The 17,571-nt window shown below is 38.9% G+C and carries 23 protein-coding genes; 19 read left to right on the top strand and 4 right to left on the bottom strand.

Going from position 1 to position 17,571, the window contains the following annotated elements; all coding sequences use genetic code 11:
• Positions 1–179: 179 nt before the first annotated feature.
• Positions 180–947 (bottom strand): SDR family NAD(P)-dependent oxidoreductase, encoded by a 768-nt coding sequence (locus OO007_RS14160; protein WP_325809290.1) that lies wholly within the window; start codon positions 945–947, stop codon positions 180–182.
• Between the two features lie 178 nt (positions 948–1,125).
• Here OO007_RS14160 and OO007_RS14155 point away from each other — a divergent pair, with 178 nt between their 5' ends.
• The 13 genes from OO007_RS14155 (at position 1,126) to OO007_RS14095 (ending at position 8,413) form a co-directional block, all read left to right on the top strand.
• A complete protein-coding gene (locus OO007_RS14155) occupies positions 1,126–1,461 on the top strand; it encodes a winged helix-turn-helix transcriptional regulator (protein ID WP_131906741.1) in 336 nt (111 codons plus the stop codon).
• A 111-nt stretch (positions 1,462–1,572) separates the two neighbouring features.
• Positions 1,573–2,223, top strand: coding sequence for a glutathione S-transferase family protein (locus OO007_RS14150; RefSeq protein ID WP_325809289.1), 651 nt, complete (start codon positions 1,573–1,575; stop codon positions 2,221–2,223).
• A gap of 153 nt (positions 2,224–2,376) precedes the next feature.
• Positions 2,377–3,177 (top strand): hypothetical protein, encoded by an 801-nt coding sequence (locus tag OO007_RS14145; RefSeq protein ID WP_325809288.1) that lies wholly within the window; start codon positions 2,377–2,379, stop codon positions 3,175–3,177.
• 136 nt (positions 3,178–3,313) lie between these two features.
• Entirely contained in the window at positions 3,314–3,445 is a 132-nt protein-coding gene (locus OO007_RS14140; RefSeq protein WP_325809287.1) for a hypothetical protein, read from the top strand.
• Positions 3,439–3,603, top strand: coding sequence for a hypothetical protein (locus tag OO007_RS14135; protein ID WP_325809286.1), 165 nt, complete (start codon positions 3,439–3,441; stop codon positions 3,601–3,603). Before OO007_RS14140 ends, OO007_RS14135 begins: the two co-directional genes overlap by 7 nt.
• 433 nt (positions 3,604–4,036) lie before the next feature.
• Entirely contained in the window at positions 4,037–4,600 is a 564-nt protein-coding gene (locus OO007_RS14130) for a hypothetical protein (protein ID WP_325809285.1), read from the top strand.
• Between the two features lie 90 nt (positions 4,601–4,690).
• On the top strand, positions 4,691–5,083 hold the full coding sequence (locus tag OO007_RS14125; RefSeq protein WP_325809284.1) for a hypothetical protein: 393 nt from the start codon (positions 4,691–4,693) through the stop codon (positions 5,081–5,083).
• An 81-nt stretch (positions 5,084–5,164) separates the two neighbouring features.
• Entirely contained in the window at positions 5,165–5,614 is a 450-nt protein-coding gene (locus OO007_RS14120; protein ID WP_325809283.1) for a hypothetical protein, read from the top strand.
• Positions 5,615–5,737: 123 nt separating this feature from the next.
• Complete coding sequence (locus OO007_RS14115; RefSeq protein WP_325809282.1) at positions 5,738–6,664, top strand: DKNYY domain-containing protein; 927 nt, start codon at positions 5,738–5,740, stop codon at positions 6,662–6,664.
• 110 nt (positions 6,665–6,774) lie between these two features.
• Complete coding sequence (locus tag OO007_RS14110; RefSeq protein WP_325809281.1) at positions 6,775–7,272, top strand: metal-dependent hydrolase; 498 nt, start codon at positions 6,775–6,777, stop codon at positions 7,270–7,272.
• A gap of 61 nt (positions 7,273–7,333) precedes the next feature.
• Positions 7,334–7,714 (top strand): DUF3805 domain-containing protein, encoded by a 381-nt coding sequence (locus OO007_RS14105; protein ID WP_325809280.1) that lies wholly within the window; start codon positions 7,334–7,336, stop codon positions 7,712–7,714.
• A gap of 136 nt (positions 7,715–7,850) precedes the next feature.
• Positions 7,851–8,108 (top strand): type II toxin-antitoxin system Phd/YefM family antitoxin, encoded by a 258-nt coding sequence (locus tag OO007_RS14100; RefSeq protein ID WP_325809279.1) that lies wholly within the window; start codon positions 7,851–7,853, stop codon positions 8,106–8,108.
• Positions 8,096–8,413, top strand: coding sequence for a type II toxin-antitoxin system RelE/ParE family toxin (locus OO007_RS14095; RefSeq protein ID WP_325809278.1), 318 nt, complete (start codon positions 8,096–8,098; stop codon positions 8,411–8,413). The genes OO007_RS14100 and OO007_RS14095 overlap by 13 nt, the downstream gene beginning before the upstream one ends.
• Before the next feature lie 117 nt (positions 8,414–8,530).
• Here the strand turns inward: OO007_RS14095 and OO007_RS14090 are convergent, their stop codons facing one another.
• On the bottom strand, positions 8,531–9,400 hold the full coding sequence (locus OO007_RS14090) for an MOSC domain-containing protein (RefSeq protein ID WP_325809277.1): 870 nt from the start codon (positions 9,398–9,400) through the stop codon (positions 8,531–8,533).
• 441 nt (positions 9,401–9,841) lie between these two features.
• On the opposite strand from OO007_RS14090, the gene OO007_RS20280 reads away from it, so the two are divergent.
• The 3 genes from OO007_RS20280 (at position 9,842) to OO007_RS14080 (ending at position 10,770) form a co-directional block, all read left to right on the top strand.
• On the top strand, positions 9,842–10,189 hold the full coding sequence (locus tag OO007_RS20280; protein ID WP_442784345.1) for a GFA family protein: 348 nt from the start codon (positions 9,842–9,844) through the stop codon (positions 10,187–10,189).
• A 65-nt stretch (positions 10,190–10,254) separates the two neighbouring features.
• Positions 10,255–10,398, top strand: coding sequence for a hypothetical protein (locus tag OO007_RS14085; protein ID WP_325809276.1), 144 nt, complete (start codon positions 10,255–10,257; stop codon positions 10,396–10,398).
• A 9-nt stretch (positions 10,399–10,407) separates the two neighbouring features.
• Entirely contained in the window at positions 10,408–10,770 is a 363-nt protein-coding gene (locus OO007_RS14080) for a GNAT family N-acetyltransferase (protein WP_325809275.1), read from the top strand.
• Between the two features lie 205 nt (positions 10,771–10,975).
• On the opposite strand, the gene OO007_RS14075 is transcribed toward OO007_RS14080, so the two are convergent.
• Positions 10,976–11,890 (bottom strand): DMT family transporter, encoded by a 915-nt coding sequence (locus OO007_RS14075; protein WP_325809274.1) that lies wholly within the window; start codon positions 11,888–11,890, stop codon positions 10,976–10,978.
• A 230-nt stretch (positions 11,891–12,120) separates the two neighbouring features.
• On the opposite strand from OO007_RS14075, the gene OO007_RS14070 reads away from it, so the two are divergent.
• Complete coding sequence (locus OO007_RS14070) at positions 12,121–13,671, top strand: trimethylamine methyltransferase family protein (RefSeq protein WP_325809273.1); 1,551 nt, start codon at positions 12,121–12,123, stop codon at positions 13,669–13,671.
• 23 nt (positions 13,672–13,694) lie between these two features.
• Here OO007_RS14070 and OO007_RS14065 read toward each other — a convergent pair whose 3' ends face one another.
• A complete protein-coding gene (locus OO007_RS14065) occupies positions 13,695–14,627 on the bottom strand; it encodes a LysR family transcriptional regulator (protein ID WP_131906734.1) in 933 nt (310 codons plus the stop codon).
• 230 nt (positions 14,628–14,857) lie between these two features.
• On the opposite strand from OO007_RS14065, the gene torT reads away from it, so the two are divergent.
• Together torT and OO007_RS14055 are read left to right on the top strand one after the other, a co-directional pair.
• A complete protein-coding gene (gene torT / locus OO007_RS14060) occupies positions 14,858–15,946 on the top strand; it encodes a TMAO reductase system periplasmic protein TorT (RefSeq protein WP_325809272.1) in 1,089 nt (362 codons plus the stop codon).
• 28 nt (positions 15,947–15,974) lie between these two features.
• The gene (locus tag OO007_RS14055) at positions 15,975–17,516 is read left to right on the top strand and encodes a sugar ABC transporter ATP-binding protein (RefSeq protein ID WP_325809271.1); all 1,542 of its coding nucleotides are present in this window, start codon (positions 15,975–15,977) and stop codon (positions 17,514–17,516) included.
• The last annotated feature ends 55 nt before the right edge of the window (positions 17,517–17,571 follow it).

Here is a 17,571-nt window from a genome sequence, read left to right as displayed (position 1 = left end):
GGGTTTCAGATAACAACGATGACACCATCATTAGAAAAATACGCGCTCCTCATGGTTATATGAGCACAGCACAACAAAGATTTTTGTTCTTCATATAAAAACAGGTAAACAATGAAATCATTGATTACCTGATAATTCTAACTAAGTAAAAAAGGCTTCGGAATCCTTCTTTCAAGAACCTAGTTTCGGCCTGCGATTACGCCACCATCCACATCCCATATTGCTCCTGTGACCCAACTCGAGTCATCACTCAATAAAAAGCTAACGGTTTTAGCGATATCTTCTGGTTGGCCAATTCTGCCGATTGGGTGAAAACCGTTGAAAGTAGCTAGTGTTTCATCCATAGCACTTGGGTCAATGAATGATTCAAAAATCGTTGATTTTACCAAGGCAGGCGATACCGCATTCACACGAATATTATGATCTGCCAACTCCATAGCCATATGTTGTGTCAGTGCGTGCAAGCCTGCTTTAGCCATTGAGTATGCAGAAGAAGGGGTTGCCTTAATCGCTTGTTTCGCCCACATAGAACCAATATTAACAATTGAGCCACCACCGTTAGCAATCATGTTTTTAGCCACAGCTTGAGAGATAAAAAAGATGGCTCGGTTTAATTCCTGGTAGATGTCATAGTCGTCATTGCTGTGATCAACAAATGGCGTTGGTTTAAAATAACCCGCAGAATTCAGTAGATATTTAATGTGTTGATTACCGCTGTTCGCGAATTCAATAATAGTCTGTAAATCTTCAGCCTTGTATAAATCTGCCTGCAGGGTTTCAACGTCACCAAATGCAGAAAGCTCCTGACTTGCCTGATTTAATTTTTCCGCGTTTCTGCCGACAATGATTGTTTTTATATTACGTTTCAATAATAATTTCGCGCTCTCTAAACCCATTCCACTTGATCCACCAATAATAAGTGCGGTAGGTTGGCTTGTATTTTCCATCTCATAATCCTCTTTGTATTGTGTTAACTATGTTTTGTAAACTAGTTGTGTAAACTGAATTGTTTGAACCAATCTGTGTAAACAAATCAGTGCAAAGTGAAATGAAAGATTACAAGTAAAGGTTGTTCCTAAACAGTAGGTACAATTCAGTAAGGTAGGTACAGTTAGGTATATCTTTATGATAAGTAACAGAAAAATATTTTTGAGAAACTCCGCTCCGGAACGCAGTGCGCGTATGGTAGAGAATGTGTTTCGCTGTAAATGGTCTCTGACGGTCTATCAACTTCTGTCCGAAGGCATTAATCGCCCGGGAGAAATGGTACGAAGTGTCGAAGGCCTAACCACAAAAGTACTGAATGAATGCCTGCGCAAAAACATGGAATACGGCATCATCAAACGCATCGAATACAACGAAGTTCCACCAAAAGTTGAATACGTCGTGACACCTTTCGGCAAAAAATTCATTCGTATTCTTGATGAATTAAAAGAATTACAAAACGAAATGAGCGCTTAACTAACACCAGAAACGTAACAACAGTTAGTTATTCAATGTTGAGTTATAAAAATAAGCAAATACTGCAACGCCTATAAAAATCTGGCACTTTACCGTTAGGAGAATAACAAGATGTATAAGCTATTCTATGCCCCCAGAAGTGCATCAATGGGCATTCAGGTCATTCTGGAAGAAATTGGTGTTCCATACGAACTGATCCCCACGACCACCGACAGAAACAAACCTTGTCCACCAGAACAACTAGCGATTAATCCCAATGGCTGGGTGCCAGTTCTCTCATGGGACGAAAGTACGACAGAAACGACAGGCGCGATGTACGAATACGCCGCGATTACCATGTTCTTATGCGATCGTCATCCGCAAGCAAATCTAGCTCCTGCCATCGATGATCCTGCTCGAGCGCTTTATTTACAGACGCTGGTCTATTTCTCCAATTCCATACAGAACGCATTCCAGCTCAGCTACTATCCAGATCGATTTGTCGACTCCCCAGCAGATGAGCCCAGTGCACAACGACGTGGTAATCGACGCCTCAAAGAAACATGGAAAGTGATTGACGATCAAATAGGGGATAAGCAATGGATGCTAGGCGATCGCTTCAGTGCTGCTGACATTTACCTTTATATGCTTAGCACCTGGCTAAACCCTGTCCTGGGTCATCCAGCCATCGACGAATTTGCTAATATTAAACGCATAGCCAATTCAGTGGCGCAACGACCAAGTATCCAGCTCGTTTTTGAAACCATGATGAATCATCAATAGCCGGTAAAATTTAAAAGTAACAGGAGTAGTTTAATTTGGAAAAACTATCTTCATGCAAAATTCTCTATCTATTTTTTATTGCAGATATTTTTTTCAGATATTTTTTAAATACTAAACTAGAATAATTTATGTCAATTAATGGAGATGAAAGGAATGAAATACTTAAATTTATTAAACTTCGTATTCTTAGCAGTATTTATGGCAGGTTGTGGTGGTGGTAGCAGTAGCTCAACTACAGATACAGGAACAGGAACAGGAACAGGAACAGGAACAGGAACAGGAACAGGAACAGGAACAGGAACCAATAATACTGATGCCGAATTAACCGGGGTTTGGAAATTAACCGAACGTCCACCTAATTCATCTGGCAGCGCTGATCTAGCCCTTCATACTTATCTACCAGATGGCACATATTATTTTGCTGAAGTAAATGAAATTAATGATGGGGATGATTTTGAGTATGGTACTTATACCTTCGCAGATGATGTTATTACTGTTAATGCTGTAGTTGACACTAACTCCAATATTGGTCTTTCATCTTTTGCAAGTTCTCCTGGGCAAGAAATCAGCTTAATTGAAAATACTTTCTCTTGGTATGACTCCGTAGACTCTGGTAATTATAGTTATACAAGACAAGATTTATCTTCAGGAGGTATAGTTGGCGCATGGCAATTTAATGATGTGTTATTTGTTTTCATGGATAACGGTCAATATGTTGGGCATCAGCCAACAGAAGAGAACGATCTTATAGGATATGAGTTTGGTACATATACTTATAATAACAATTTGTTAACAATCTCAACTATCGATAATAGTGATGGGGAGGCATTATTCTGCGACTTGCCTGAATCTTCTAATTGCACGGACACTTCCTTTAGCGCGACAGTTTTTACTGACTCATTAACTATTACTTTCCCTGACTTTGGTGATGTTACTTTAACCAAAGTACTATAAGAATTAAAAAGTGATAAATATTCAAAAATAATGAATAAGGATAGATTGTGAGGGCGAAGCACTCATAATCTATCCTCTTGTTGGACAAACCCAATATACTTTTTAAGAAAATTGTTTTTCGATCTCAGGATGGAAAGTGACCTTTTATAAAGGTAGCTTTGTTGACTCCCCCGCAAATGGGCCCAGTGCGCAGCGACATGGTAGCCGACGCCTCAGAGAAACATGGAAAGTGATTGATGATGAAAAAGGGGACATCAATGGATGCTAGCTGACCGCTTCAGTGCTGCTGACATTTACCTTTATATGCTTAGCACCTGGCTAAACCCTGCCCTGGGTCATCCAGCCATCGACGAATTCCCCAGCGTCAAACGCATAGCCAATTCAGTGGCGCAACGACCAAGTATCCAGCTCGTTTTTGAAATATGATGAGATAGATTAAGGACTTAACAATATTTTCAATAAATAAAAAAGTGCCCCAAAGGTGGGGGGTGGCTTTTAGTGATCAGTGGACAGTAAATTGTGCTTAATCGATTAGAAATTTTACACATTACTTATAAATGAGACACCCTTTCTTATCTTGAAGACATATTGGAATTTATGCTTTGCTAGTCGTTTTTAAAATTATATAAAAAAGAAAAAAGGTAGCTTCTGGTATATACGAAATAGACAGGAGCGTCACTATCTGGAATAGATAGAATCCGTCTATTTCTAACAGTTCGCATAAAAAAAAGTTATACTAAGGGTACATTAGGCTTTACTTTTATTTATATAGATTTTCGGCGCCGATAATGACGGGGACAGAAAGAAGCTGTGTAATAAACTGTTATGTAGTCTGCGACGCAAAAACGATGAATATCAAATGAAAACTGAAGATAAATTAACAATATTTGGCTATACAAAAGAATGGTTAGATTTAGGTATTCTAAGTACAGATACTCTTGAAGATCAGCTAAATGATTATCAGGAGACAAATCATAGTTGTTTTGAACATTATCGATGTGGGGCTTTTTCAAAATGGATATTTGATACTAAAGAAGCAACAACAGAAGAAATTGAAGGCTTTATTAAATTAGCTCTGTCTGACCCAGAAGAAGGAATGGGATTAAGTGCAATTGTTGACCTAATAAATGCTTCTTGGTTAACAGATGAGCAATTTAAAAGAATAACTTCATTAGAAACACTTAAGCAAAAAATTCCTCAAGAAATAAACAAAATATATATTCTAAGAGAACTTAGAAAAGATTCTATCTCTGGAGAAGTTTTTAAAAAATGTATGGTCTCAAACAATAGTGGTATTCAGCGTAAACTATTAGACCATTCTCAAATAACTAAAGACATGATTGATGAATTAGCTAAAAATGGTTCAAGTAAAAAAATCAGAAACATTGCTACTCAATTATTACGAAGTAAGCAATATCAATAAGTTACATAACAAGTTGCAGCATTGGAAAAACTACTCGCTCACGCTCGCATTTTTCCACTGTGCAAGGCGTTATATTTAAAGGAGATTATCGTGAACGAAGTTATAAATCCGAATGAGTTTTATATTACTACAACAATGGCGACAGGTAATTCCAACTTTAAAGATGCTGCAATGCTACTAAGATTTACTGGTTATAGCCCTGTACTACTTAAGAATGATGATAAAGAAAGAATATCTCTTCAAAAAGCTATCGAGTGGACAAAGAAAGAAATAGTTTCTAGTGAAGGCGTAGAAAAAGAATATAGACAAGCCATGTTAAAAGAACTTACAAGTATGATTTATGCGGACTTACCCATGTCAAAAGAAACGCTGATTTTACAGGCAAAGGTGTTCCCTGAGCAGGCACAAGCACTTTACAAGTCAGAAAAAAAGAATCTTTCAGCTTCTGCACTAAGTATATTAGAAGAGTCAGGGGTCATTTAACAAGATATAACAAGGTGCTTAAACAGGGAAAACCTATGCAAGCTTCGGTTTCCTCTTCGCAATGCGTTAGGTTACTAAATTATGGCTAGATCTATATTAGAACGTATAAATATTCTTCAGAAAATTGGTGCTCCCGAATTATTTTCAAATTTAAATAATGGATTTAAAGCCCCAGGAAAATACAAATGGCAATATCAAGAACCTAGTACCTTTAATTATCTGACCACTGAATATCCTGACAACATGCCGTTTGAAAATGATCTAATCCCACTTTGGGAGACAAACGGTGATTATATTGTTGCGTACGTAGCTCAAGATGAGCCAAAAATAATTAAATATTATTTTGAAGACTCTGCTGAAGAATTTGAAATAATTGGCTCATCTATACTAGATGCAGTTGAGCATATTCTTAAATTTGAATTTGTTGAAGGAGAGGCTGTAAAGAGTGAGTTTTTTGAACTCGCTGCTCTCCTGAAACATCCAAACCCTCACCAAATTTACAAAACACTTGTAGCAGAATATGGTGAATAATTCTGCTAACTTTCACAACAAACCTAACAGTTTGCTGCATCGGAAAAACTATTCGCTCACGCTGGCATTTTTCCGCTGTACAAGTCATGAAGCTTAAAACAACTCACTCATTGAAAACATAATATGAACTGGAAAAAACTCTCTGATTTACCCAATAATAAATTCAAATGCAAGGAGTACGGAATCATCTACTGGGAAATCAAGAACGACAAAGTCTTCCACCAAAATAGATTTATTAGAGGTGCGGATACATCAAGCTTTGAGGTACGTATAGAAGAAGATTCAGGAAAAGTATCAACTGATCATCAGCAACAATTTTTTGGTCGTGATAAGAACCACATTTATCATGCCTGGGATAAACTTAAGAAAATTGATAGGGATTCTTTTGAAGAAATTGGGAATAATTATTGGAAAGACAAAAGTTTAGTATATTTTGAATATGAAACTTCTCTCAGACCTTTAAAAGGTGGAAGTCTAGATACTTTTTCATACTTAAATTCTGGATATGCAAGAGATTCTTCTTTTGCTTATTATTTTGGTAAACCCATTAAAAGCTGTAAAGAGCCTATGGCATTAACAATGACCGACAGCGGAAATGATATTTATGCTAGAGATAATGTAAATGTTTATTATGATGGTGCAGCTCTAAAAAACTCTGACCCTTCAACATGGGAATATATCAGTAATGGTTACTCAAAAGATGCCAAAAGTATCTACTATGGTTCGCATAAAATACCAAGAGTTCATCTAGAATCTTGGAAACCTGTTTCAGGTGTTTATTCAAAGGATAAGAACAGTGTTTTTTATATGTGGTTTAAGTTAAAAAATACTGATCCAGAAACATGGATATTACTCGGAAATAATTTTTCTAGAGATTCTAAGAGCTTATTCTTCTCAAATAATTTATTAGAAGGATTAGAGGTGAGTAAATTTCTGACACTTCCAGAAAGAGAAGCTAAAGAACAATTAATACTTCACCAAGAAATTTTATATAAACGTACGTTAAGCGATCATGAAGTAAAAAGTATTAATGATTTATCCATAATATAAAAAATTGACTGATAAGTTTCATCGGAAAAGCATCAACTTTCAAAAAGAATAAAACCATCTCTCCTCTAAAAAATGCCTAAAAGTAGGGGGGTGTCAAAAAAGGATAGAAAATGCCATTTACACCAATCCATATGGGCCCTGGAATTCTGATAAAGTCCTTGTTACAAGGAAGCTTTAGTTTGATGGTTTTCGGGTGGGCACAAATAGTCATGGATATACAGCCACTAATTGTACTCATAACCGGTGAGGGACATTTACATGGTTTTTCACATACTTATGTTGGTGCTTCTTTATTAGCTGTTTTTGCTGCATTATCAGGTAAATATTTGTCTGAGTTTGGTCTGATGATTCTTGGCATCTCTAAGAAAAGTAATCCGATTAAAATTGCATGGTGGGTAGTTTTTTTAAGTGCATTTATTGGTACATTTAGTCATGTTCTTTTAGACAGTATCATGCACTCTGATGTTGAGCCATTTTACCCGATCACTTTGCAGAATAACTTTCTAGGTTTCTTAACAATTGATCAATTACATAAACTTTGTTTGTATAGTGGTATTGTAGGTGCAGGGATATTCTACTTTGTACAACTTGTTAATAAAAAGACGTAAATAGTTTCTTAAAAGGTGCGTTAAAAGCAGGCGTCCGCTGAGCAAGGCATTAGGAGTGCGAATGAGATACACACACGATACATGGTCTGTTGATCTGCCAAACCACTGGCAAGTTGAAGAAACTGATGAGTGTCTTGCAATATACGATCCTGATGGTGTTGGTGCTTTTCAAGTCAGCTCTTTCTTCAAAGAGGGTGGAGACATAACCTTTGAAGATCTATTGGAGTTCGCAGAAGTTGAAAGTCCAGAGAAAACGGATTTGCCATTTCTAAACGGTATATTTAAAAAAACAGTGAGCGGCGGCGATACCTTTTTTAGTTGGTGGTTGTCTGGAAAAAACCATCTTGTGTATGCTACTTATATTTGCAGTACGGAAGGTGAGAATATTGAAAAGCGAGAGAGAGAAGAGATTATTCACTCTTTACGGTCACATCATGCGTAAGCACACTCTTAAAAAGCAATGAAAAATCACCCGCAAAAAGCGTGGGTTGGTCTCACTATCACTTTCCATTTATTGCGGCATTAGCTTTCAAACATAATTTGTAAATTTGCTGTAGTGATACTATAGTGGCACTATTATGAAAATAGAACTTGTAACTACACTTAAGAGACAAGCAACTAAAATACTTGCTGAGCTCCATGAATCCAAAGAACCTGTTCTTATTACAGAGCATGGGCAGCCTTCAGCTTACTTAGTTGATGTTAGCGATTACGAACTTACACAAAATAGGATGAAAATCTTAGAAGGTATTGCTCGTGGTGAAACTGCAATTATAGAAAACCGCACTTTTACACAAACAGAAGCAAAAGCAAAAATGAGTAAATGGCTCAAATAATATGGACAGAGCCAGCACTACAAGACTTAAATGAAATAGCTGAATTCATCGCTCTTGATAAAATTTCTGCTGCTAACAAGCTTGTACAAAAAGTCTTTTTTAAAACTGAGAGACTTGAGCGGTTTCCAAAGTCAGGTCGTAAGCTGCCTGAACTTGAAAATTCTCGTTACCTTGAAATAATTGTAAATCCATGCCGTATCATTTACAGAATCGATAAAGAGAAAGTATTTATTTTGTACGTAATGCGCAGTGAAAGGTCACTTAGGAACTTCATACTAAATGACCGTGAAAATGAAAGCAGCTAACAAATACACTCATCCAACCAATAAAAGCAAGTTTTCTGCGTCACCCCACTTTTGCAATAGGCTGATGTAGGCGTCAGCATTCCGGGTTATCCACGAAAATCAGATATCCTATTTCCATTAAGAAAGATATACGTCAGTTCCCACATTTATTAGCGCTTGTGAGCTTATGTCTCCGTAAATACCTAGATTTTGATCTGCTTCGTTTACAATTGTGCGCAGCATCGATTTGTCTAAGCCAAAAGTTTGTTGTTTTCTCGTTACGGCACCACAGCGCGGAGCTGCATTCATGCACTTAATACTCGTATTGTCGATATGTAAGGTTTTACCAAGCCATTCTTGTTCGACTAAACCTGAGATTCCTTCAGTGGTCTCGATCAAAATGTTAGGGCGGAAACGTCGTATGTCCCAATCTGAATCAGGGTGATTCTTCTTGAAGTGGTCCATGGTGGCAGTAGTAATGATGTGACAGGGCGATACGAGAAAGAATGTTCCGGGTAGCGTCACATAATCAATAAAGTCCTGAGGTAGGTCGCTAAAGTCTGGCAGACTCTCGCCCGGTTCGCGCGTAAATGTGTCTTTCAGTTCCTGGAGCCAATTGTGATTTTTAGCTTTAAAGCGCTTGTACAAATCATTATCGCTATCAGGCTGAAGTGTTTCGAGTATGGATTCGTGGCCTAGCAGCTCTGAGATTTTTTGATTAATTTCAGCGGTCACGCCCGAGTTGAATATTTGTCCGTCGGGGAAGTTTAGTGAAAGAGGCGCTTGGTCAATATTTGCTGCATTGTCAGTATTATAGGTTGCGATACAGCTGAGTAAATTGGGCCTGAATTTACAGCTTTGGATTTCATTTCTTTTTACGTCACGAACGGCAAATTGTCGGTCACCTTCTAAACCATGCTGATCGATATGACAACTCTCAATACTTTCACCAGCCATGCCTTTTACGGGGTAGCGCCATATCTCTTTTATTGTTCCGATTTTAATCATGGGGTGCTCGATACTTGTCTTTGGTTTGAATAACGCTCTGTTATTGAACCTGATTTTATGAAATATGGGTTTTTTTGGTGCAAAATCAGGGAGAATGTTTATTCCGGTTTAGTTATGCCTAGTAGAGCAAAATATATGCCAACAATGCTAGGACTTTTAGCTTTGTTGAAAAATACGTAATCTGGCAGTATCGAAGTGCCAGTATTGTTGGCCTAATATTGCTTGTATTTTAGGTACACTATTTGATTTTGGCAATATATGTATAACCAATATGTCCAGTGGATATTTTTCACTTCGGTTTTTTTACAATAGCTCCGCTATTTTATTGTAAAAATACTACGTTAAAAATGTCGTTGAACTGATCAGTTATATATTTGCGACGCTGAATAGAAAAAGTGCCTAAAAGTACGGGGGTGTGCTTTTATTAAACCAAGGTTACAAATGAAAACATATAAAGGCTCATGTCACTGTCAAACGGTTCAGTTCGAGATTCAAACTGACTTTCCTGAACTTACTACTTGCGACTGTTCAATTTGCCTTCGCAAAAACGCATTGATGGTGAAAGTACATGAGAGCAAACTGAAAATATTAAGCGGTGAGGAATCGCTAACAACGTACACATTTCATACGCATACAGCTGAGCATTATTTTTGTAGTATCTGTGGCATTTATCCATTTCATCGAAAACGTGTTGCGCCTGATCACTATGGTGTCAACGTATATTGCCTTGAAGGTTTCGACCCTACTGGTATTCCTGTTAGGGCTACAGATGGAAAGGGTATGGCGTAATTAGTCGTTAAAATAAGGCATCACATATAAGTAGCAGAGCAATCTTTCTAGATCAGAGAATTTTAATGACAGTAGTTTGTGAAACAGACAGATTGATTATTAGGCGCTTTCAGCTTTTAGATGCTGAGTTCATTGTCCGATTATTAAATGAAGAGTCTTTTATTCGTTATATTGCTGATAAAAATGTCCGCACGAATGCTGATGCTTAAAACTATCTATTGAATGGCCCTTTAAATAGTTATAAAACTTTTGGCTTTGGTCTTAATCTGGTTGAATTAAAAAGCTCGGGAACTCCAGTAGGCATGTGTGGCTTGTTGAAAAGAACAGAGCTTGATCATCCTGACATTGGTTTTGCTTTTTTACCTGAGTTCTGCAGTAAAGGCTTTGCCTATGAGGCGACTTTATCAGTGCTAAATGATGGGTTTTCAACGCATGCTTTGCAGACGATTTTAGCGGTAACACTGCCAGATAACGTAAGCTCTAAGGCTTTGTTAAGAAAAGCGGGGTTTAATGCTATTGGTAAAATGGAGTTATATGGTTCTGAGAATAATGTCTATGAATACCGGGTAAAAAACAACTAACAACTAACAACTAACAACTAACAACTAACAACTAACAACTAACAACTAACAACTAACAACTAACAACTAACAAGAATACCGAACGTTTCATATTGGGCTTTAGCAAACTATCTACTCTGCCCTTCATTTCCTTAAATGAATATTAAAAAACTGCCCCAAAGTAGGGGGGTGACTTTGATTCTTATTCAACTAAAAAAACAGAGAACTACAACGGTTCAGACGCTGTCTTTTCTCGCAATAACAACATCCCGGCAAATATTAACGCTAGCGCGATATAGTCCAGTGTTTGAATTTCTTCTCCGAGTAAAAATACGGCGATGATCATGGCGATCACAGGCGGTAGATAGGTTACTGATGATGCTCTTACTGCGCCGAGTTTATCGACGACGTAATAGTAAGCAATAGAAGCGATGGCGGTATTGATTAATCCCAAACCGATGATAGTGCTGGCGATGGCTTTAGGCGTGCTCCAAACGTTTAAGATACCTGTAAAATCGATAAACGGAATCATCATCAATAAGCCCAGACCGAGTTGATAGGCGGTTAAGGCGATGACTGAGATTCCGAGTGGGGCGATATATTTTTTGGCATAAACAAATGATGCGCCTACCGCGGCTGAGCCCAAGAGTAAATACATCACGCCATAGAGGTTTGCACTGCCTGCGCCTGCATTAAACGGGTTGGCAATTAGTACGACCCCAAGAAACCCTAATAGAATCCCGCCTAGTTTTACCCAGGTGGCGTGTTCTTCTTTGATGAAAGCGATCGATAATACAAACGCAAAAAGCGGTATCGAACCACTTAAGGCGCCGGCTATGCCTGAATTTAATAATACCGTTCCTTTAGCAAAAAACAGGAAATGCATCAGGGAAGCCAGCACTGCTATCGCTATTAAATGTTTCCAGTGTTTTAGGTGTTCGCGTTCGAATGATTTGCTGATGATTCCGTAAACCGCTACCAGTAAAAACCCTAAAAATACGCGATAAAAGGCAATCTGTTCGGCACTGATAAATTCGTTAGCGATTTTAATAAAGACAAAAGTACAGCCCCACGCCAGCGCCAATAATAGGAAGGTTAGATAGGGCAGATATTTTTGCATGGAAACGGGTAGAAATTTCATGGGAATCTTCTTCTAAAAAAAGCCCTGAAAGTAGGGGGGTGGCTTTTTTGTTTAAGTGGGGTTTATGTAAGTGCTAGTGTTTGATAGGAGCTTAAGTATAAACAAAGTCTTGTTCTACCGTGAGAACAATGGCGCGAGAATGTATCCTTATGTCGCGCAGATACTTTTCGTCTCTACAAGCACGTAAGATAATGTTAAATGTATAAATAACAACTAAAGAGCGTATCACTATGCCTAGTCCAAGTCGCGGTCGTCGTAATCGTCGTTCCAAAGGTGGCGAAAAAGCAGCTCCAGTCGCTGCACCAGCTTACATCACTCGCAAGATTCCCGAATACGAAATACTCGGCGAAGAAGGTTTGGCGATTATCGAGGCGAATGCCGATACGATTCTGGAAGAAACCGGCATCGATTTTAAAGATGATCCGGAAGCGTTGGAAATGTGGAAAGAAGCGGGCGCTTCGGTTGATGGACAACGCGTGCGTTTTCCCAAAGGTATGTGTCGTAAGATCATTCAGGACAATGCCCCTAATCAATATACGCAGCATGCGCGAAACCCAGCCAAAAGTGTCGAAATAGGTGGCAAGCATACGGTGCTTGTACCAGCCTACGGCAGTCCGTTTATTCGTAATCTGGATGAAGGACGACGTTATGCCACTATCGAGGATTTCCGTAATTTCGTGAAGTTGGCATACATGACGCCGCATCTGCATCATTCTGGTGGTACGGTTTGTGAGCCGGTAGATTTGCCCGTCAACAAGCGCCATTTTGATATGAATTATGCGCACATGAAGTATTCGGATAAACCCTTCATGGGCTCAGTAACGGCAGGCGAGCGTGCGCAAGATACGGTCGATATGTGCGAAATTCTATTTGGCGATAACTATATCGATGAAGCAACGGGCAGGCCAAAAACAATTACGACGAGTTTAATCAACGCCAACTCGCCGATGTCATTCGATGACACCATGTTAGGTGCGCTTAAGGTTTATGCGAAGAATAATCAGGCGTGTATTGTTTCACCGTTTATTCTCGCGGGCGCGATGTCGCCAGTTACCGTTGCAGGAACCTCTGCTCAAGCATTGGCAGAAGCACTCGCAGGGATGGCGTTTGCGCAGTTAGTAAACCCGGGAGCCCCCGTTATTTTTGGCACCTTCGCCAGCTCCATGTCGATGGCATCAGGTGCGCCTACATTCGGTACGCCAGAGCCTGCATTGGTATTAAATGTGATGGCTTCGCTGGCTCGTCGATTAGGCGTTCCGTTCCGTTCTGGTGGTGGTTTCTGTGGGGCTAAAGTTGCAGATGCTCAGGCAGGTTATGAATCATCAAATTCACTCTGGCCAGCTATCAATGCGGGTGTGAACTTCGTATTACATACCGCGGGCTGGATGGAAGGTGGTCTGGTAATGGGCTACGAAAAATTCATTATGGATTGTGATCAGGCAGGCATGCTAGCAACTTACGCTAAAGGCGTAGACCTAAGTGAAAATGGACAAGCGATGGATGCCATCGAAGAGGTTGGTCCAGGCCAGCATTTCCTCGGTTGCGCGCATACTCAGGCAAACTTCCGCGAAGCGTTTTATCATTCACCCATCAATGACAATAATAGTTTTGAACAGTGGAAAGAAGACGGCGAACTCGATCTCGCACAACGCGCCAATGCCTATTACAAAAAGCAATTAAACGAGTACGAATTGCCAGCTATGGATCCTGCTGTGGATGAAGCACTGATTGAATTCATGGAAAAGAGAAAAGCCTCTTTTCCTGATTCGAATATTGCCTAGATAGGTGTTTCATTGAACGCTGTTTATAAGCTTAAAATATCACCTCTGTAATTGTTTCTACCTGAGGTATATGCCATACGGCAATAGTTTATAAATGCTTTTACATTAGCTTCATTGTTTGATGTTTTCCAAGCCAGTCCGATATCCATAGTGGGGATGGGGTCTGATAGTGGGATGGTAATTATTCTATCTCCCTCAAGTGACCATGGTCGATAAACCACATCAGAAAGAATAGTTATTCCTGCTCCTGTAGCAACTAAACTTCTCATTGCTTCGATTGAATTCGTCTTAAATGTAATATTGGGTTTTAAATCTAACTTTCCCCAAAATCTTGGGTGAGTGACTCTGGCTTCGTCTATTGTTAATTGTATATAAGGCTCATGAGAGACATCTTCTAAACTAACTGAATCTAGTTCAATAAATGGATGATTAGGTGGAACCCATAATTGTCTTGAAGACTCAATGAGGGTTTCGCTGGTTATGTCCGAATTGTTTATTAGGTTTGACGTAATTACCAAAGCAATATCTAAGCTTCCATTAATCAGCTTTTTCTCAACTATTGATCGTTTGTGTTCACTTATTGTTATATCAAGATTTGGGAATGATTTTTTAAATCGTGCAAGCAAAGGCGCGAGAAAGTATGAGGCTATAGTGTAAGTCACCCCAATCGACAGTTTTCCTTGTGCGGTCTCTTGTTGACTATCAAGAGCATATTTAGCATTAGATACGGCATCTAGAATATTCTGGCTGTGTTGTACGAAACGATGTCCATCGTACGTCAACTTTAATCCTTTGCGATGTCTTGAAAATAGAGAAACCCCTAATTCCTTTTCCAAATCTTGTATGGCCGCTGTCACGGACGATGCTGAAATACAAACTTCTATAGCAGCAGATGATACCGAGCCAAGTTCTGCTACAGCCATAAAATATCTAACTTGCTTTAAAGTGAAGGACATTTGTTGTTCTCAAGGGTGAAATTTCTAGGTAGCGAGCAACTATAGCAGTAACTCGAAAGGCATGTAAATTCGGAAAAACAGAATTTACATTTGTAATTTTCATAATTTACTTAAAATCGATTTTATAGAATTATGGACTCAAGAATCAGTTCTTTAAGTAAGTCATCATTATTTGATACAGATTATTTAGAGTCTTTTTTAGTTCCTTAAATCACATAAAGGTATTTATCATGAAAAAAAACATTACTTTACAAGCTACGAAAATAGTAAGCACGGCAGCGTTAGTTTTAGCGACTACCGGAATGAGTTTTGCAGCGGAAGTATGGTATCCATTTCCTGTAGAAGAGTGGACCCCAGCGTTTGACATGACAAGCCCAAGAACTTCTATTGAATATAAACCTTTAGAAAAAGCTGAAAAGAAGTGGGATATCTGTGTCTCTTTTCCTCACATGAAAGATGCATATTGGTCAGCGGTTAATTATGGCGTAGTTGACGAGTCAAAAAGACTCGGGGTGAAGATGCAACTTGTAGAAGCTGGGGGCTATACAAATTTAAGTAAACAAATCTCACAAATTGAAGATTGTGTTGCCGGTGGTGCTGACGCGGTAGTTATTGGTGCAATTTCTAATGAGGGTTTAAATAATCTTGTTAAAGAAGTTCGCGGCAAGGGTGTTCCCGTTATCGATATTATTAATGGTATGTCTTCTCCAGATTTGTCTGCAAAATCATTAGTTTCGTTCGGCGAAATGGGAGCCCAGACAGGTGAATATATTTCTAAATTACATCCTGCGGGTGGCAAGCCTGCCAAAGTAGCATGGTTTCCAGGTCCTCCTGGAGCAGCTTGGGTAGAGGCTGGTAACAGTGGTTTTCAGAAAGGGATTAAAGGCAGTGCTATAGAAGTTGTTGAGACTAAGTATGGCGATACCGGTAAAGAGGTGCAGTTAAAATTAGTCGAAGATACTTTGGAAGCTCATCCAGATATTGATTACATCGTAGGTACTGCTGTAACAGCAGAAGCAGCAGTGGGTTTACTGAGATCAAGAGGTTTACTGGATAAAATCAAAATAGTTTCATACTACTTTACTCCAGGGGTGTATCAGGGCATCAAAAGAGGGCAAATTCTTGCCGCTCCAACAGATTCAACAGTAATTCAGGGACGAATAGCAATAGATCAAGCGGTTCGTATATTAGAGAAGAAACCATATAAGAAGCATGTCGGTCCTAAGCTTTATGTGATTGATAAGCAGAATATCGAAACGTTCGATCGTAATTCAGCTTTAGCTGCAGACGGTTTCAAACCTACATTTTCAGTTAAATAATTCTTCATTTTGGAACTTGGTTATTTTTATGAATAGTAAGTCTCAACATTTATCTGACTCTGTTAAAGAAGGCGAAACATTATTAAGAGTTGAAGGGGTTAGTAAACGTTTTCCTGGGGTGTTAGCCCTCGACAATGTTTCATTTAATCTAAAAGCTGGAGAGGTGCATGTACTGTTTGGTGAAAATGGTGCAGGTAAATCCACAATGATTTCAATGATTGCTGGTGTTCATACCCCTACAAGCGGAGAAATTCGCTTTAGGGGAGAACCCGTGGATTTGAAGTCAGTTCGTTATGCTAGATCTCTAGGTATCAGCGCTGTTTTCCAAGAGTTTTCTCTTGTGGGGCAACTAAATGTTGAGCAAAACTTATTTTTAGGTGATGAGCGAGTTAAGAATAAGATTCTTAGAAAAAAGGAATTGCACATTGAAGCTGAGAGGATATTGAAAGACTTAGGCTTTGATCTGAAGCCTTCTCAGATCGTGTCTTATTTATCTAGGGCTGAGCAACAGATGGTAGAAATTGCGAAGGCATTTAGATCGGAGGTTTCAGTCTTAATTCTGGATGAGCCGACTGCTTCTTTAACCGAACGTGAAACTGATCAATTATTTAGATTGGTTGAAATGCTAAAAGCTCAAGGCGTTGGTGTTATTTATATAACGCATCGTATGGCAGAAATCCGTCGAATAGCAGATAGGATAACTGTGCTGAGGGACGGTAAATATGTTGATACGGTTGACGCTAAATCTACCACTGAATCAAATTTAATTAACCTGATGACGGGGCGAGTTGTTGGTGAAATTTTTCCTAAAATAGATTTTAAGCCCAAAGATAAGATTCTCTCCATAGAAAACTTAAGTACCAAAAACCACAGAATCAAAGATGTGTCAGTTCATGTGTCTCCTGGCGAAATTGTTGGGTTAGCAGGTCTTGTTGGTGCAGGGAAGTCAGCTTTAATCAGAGCATGTTTTGGAATACAAAGCGTTTCCTCTGGGAAAGTCATATTTGATGGTGAAGATGTTACCAATATGACTACCAGGCAAATGCTAGATAAAGGGTTTTTCTATAGTCCGCCCGATAGGAAAGGGGAAGGGTTAGTGATGATTAGAAGTTGTCAGGAAAATATCTCTTTACCTTCCTTGCATTTACCAAAATTTAATAAATGGAATCTTCTCAGGAGATCTCATGAATTAAAGGAGACCCTAAGTTTAGCGACAAAGCTGCAATTGCATCCTTTAAAAATTAATCGAGAGGTAGAGCATTTTTCTGGAGGAAACCAGCAAAAGGTCCTATTGGCTAAATGTTTAACAAGAGATGTTAAGTTATTTGTTTTTGATGAGCCAACGGTTGGTGTTGATGTAGGTACAAGGGTAGAAATATATAAATTCATTGCGAAATTATGTGAAGAGGGTGCAGCTGTAATTATCATTTCTTCAGACCTACCTGAGGTTATAAATATGAGTCATCGTTTATATGTAATGCATCGCGGTAAGTTACAAACAGAGCTTCGTGGTGATGAAATCACACAAGAAAACGTACTAATGAACTTTTTTGATAAAGAGGTAGCTTAAGGTGTCAGCAGAAATAGAATTACAGCTTGAAACAGCGAATACAGATTCTGAAAAG

Source organism: Cocleimonas sp. KMM 6892, from assembly GCF_035798195.1.
Taxonomy (GTDB): Bacteria; Pseudomonadota; Gammaproteobacteria; order Thiotrichales; family Thiotrichaceae; genus Cocleimonas; species Cocleimonas flava.
Note: the sequence above shows the minus strand (reverse complement) of the source record. Positions and strands in the feature narration are given on the sequence as shown.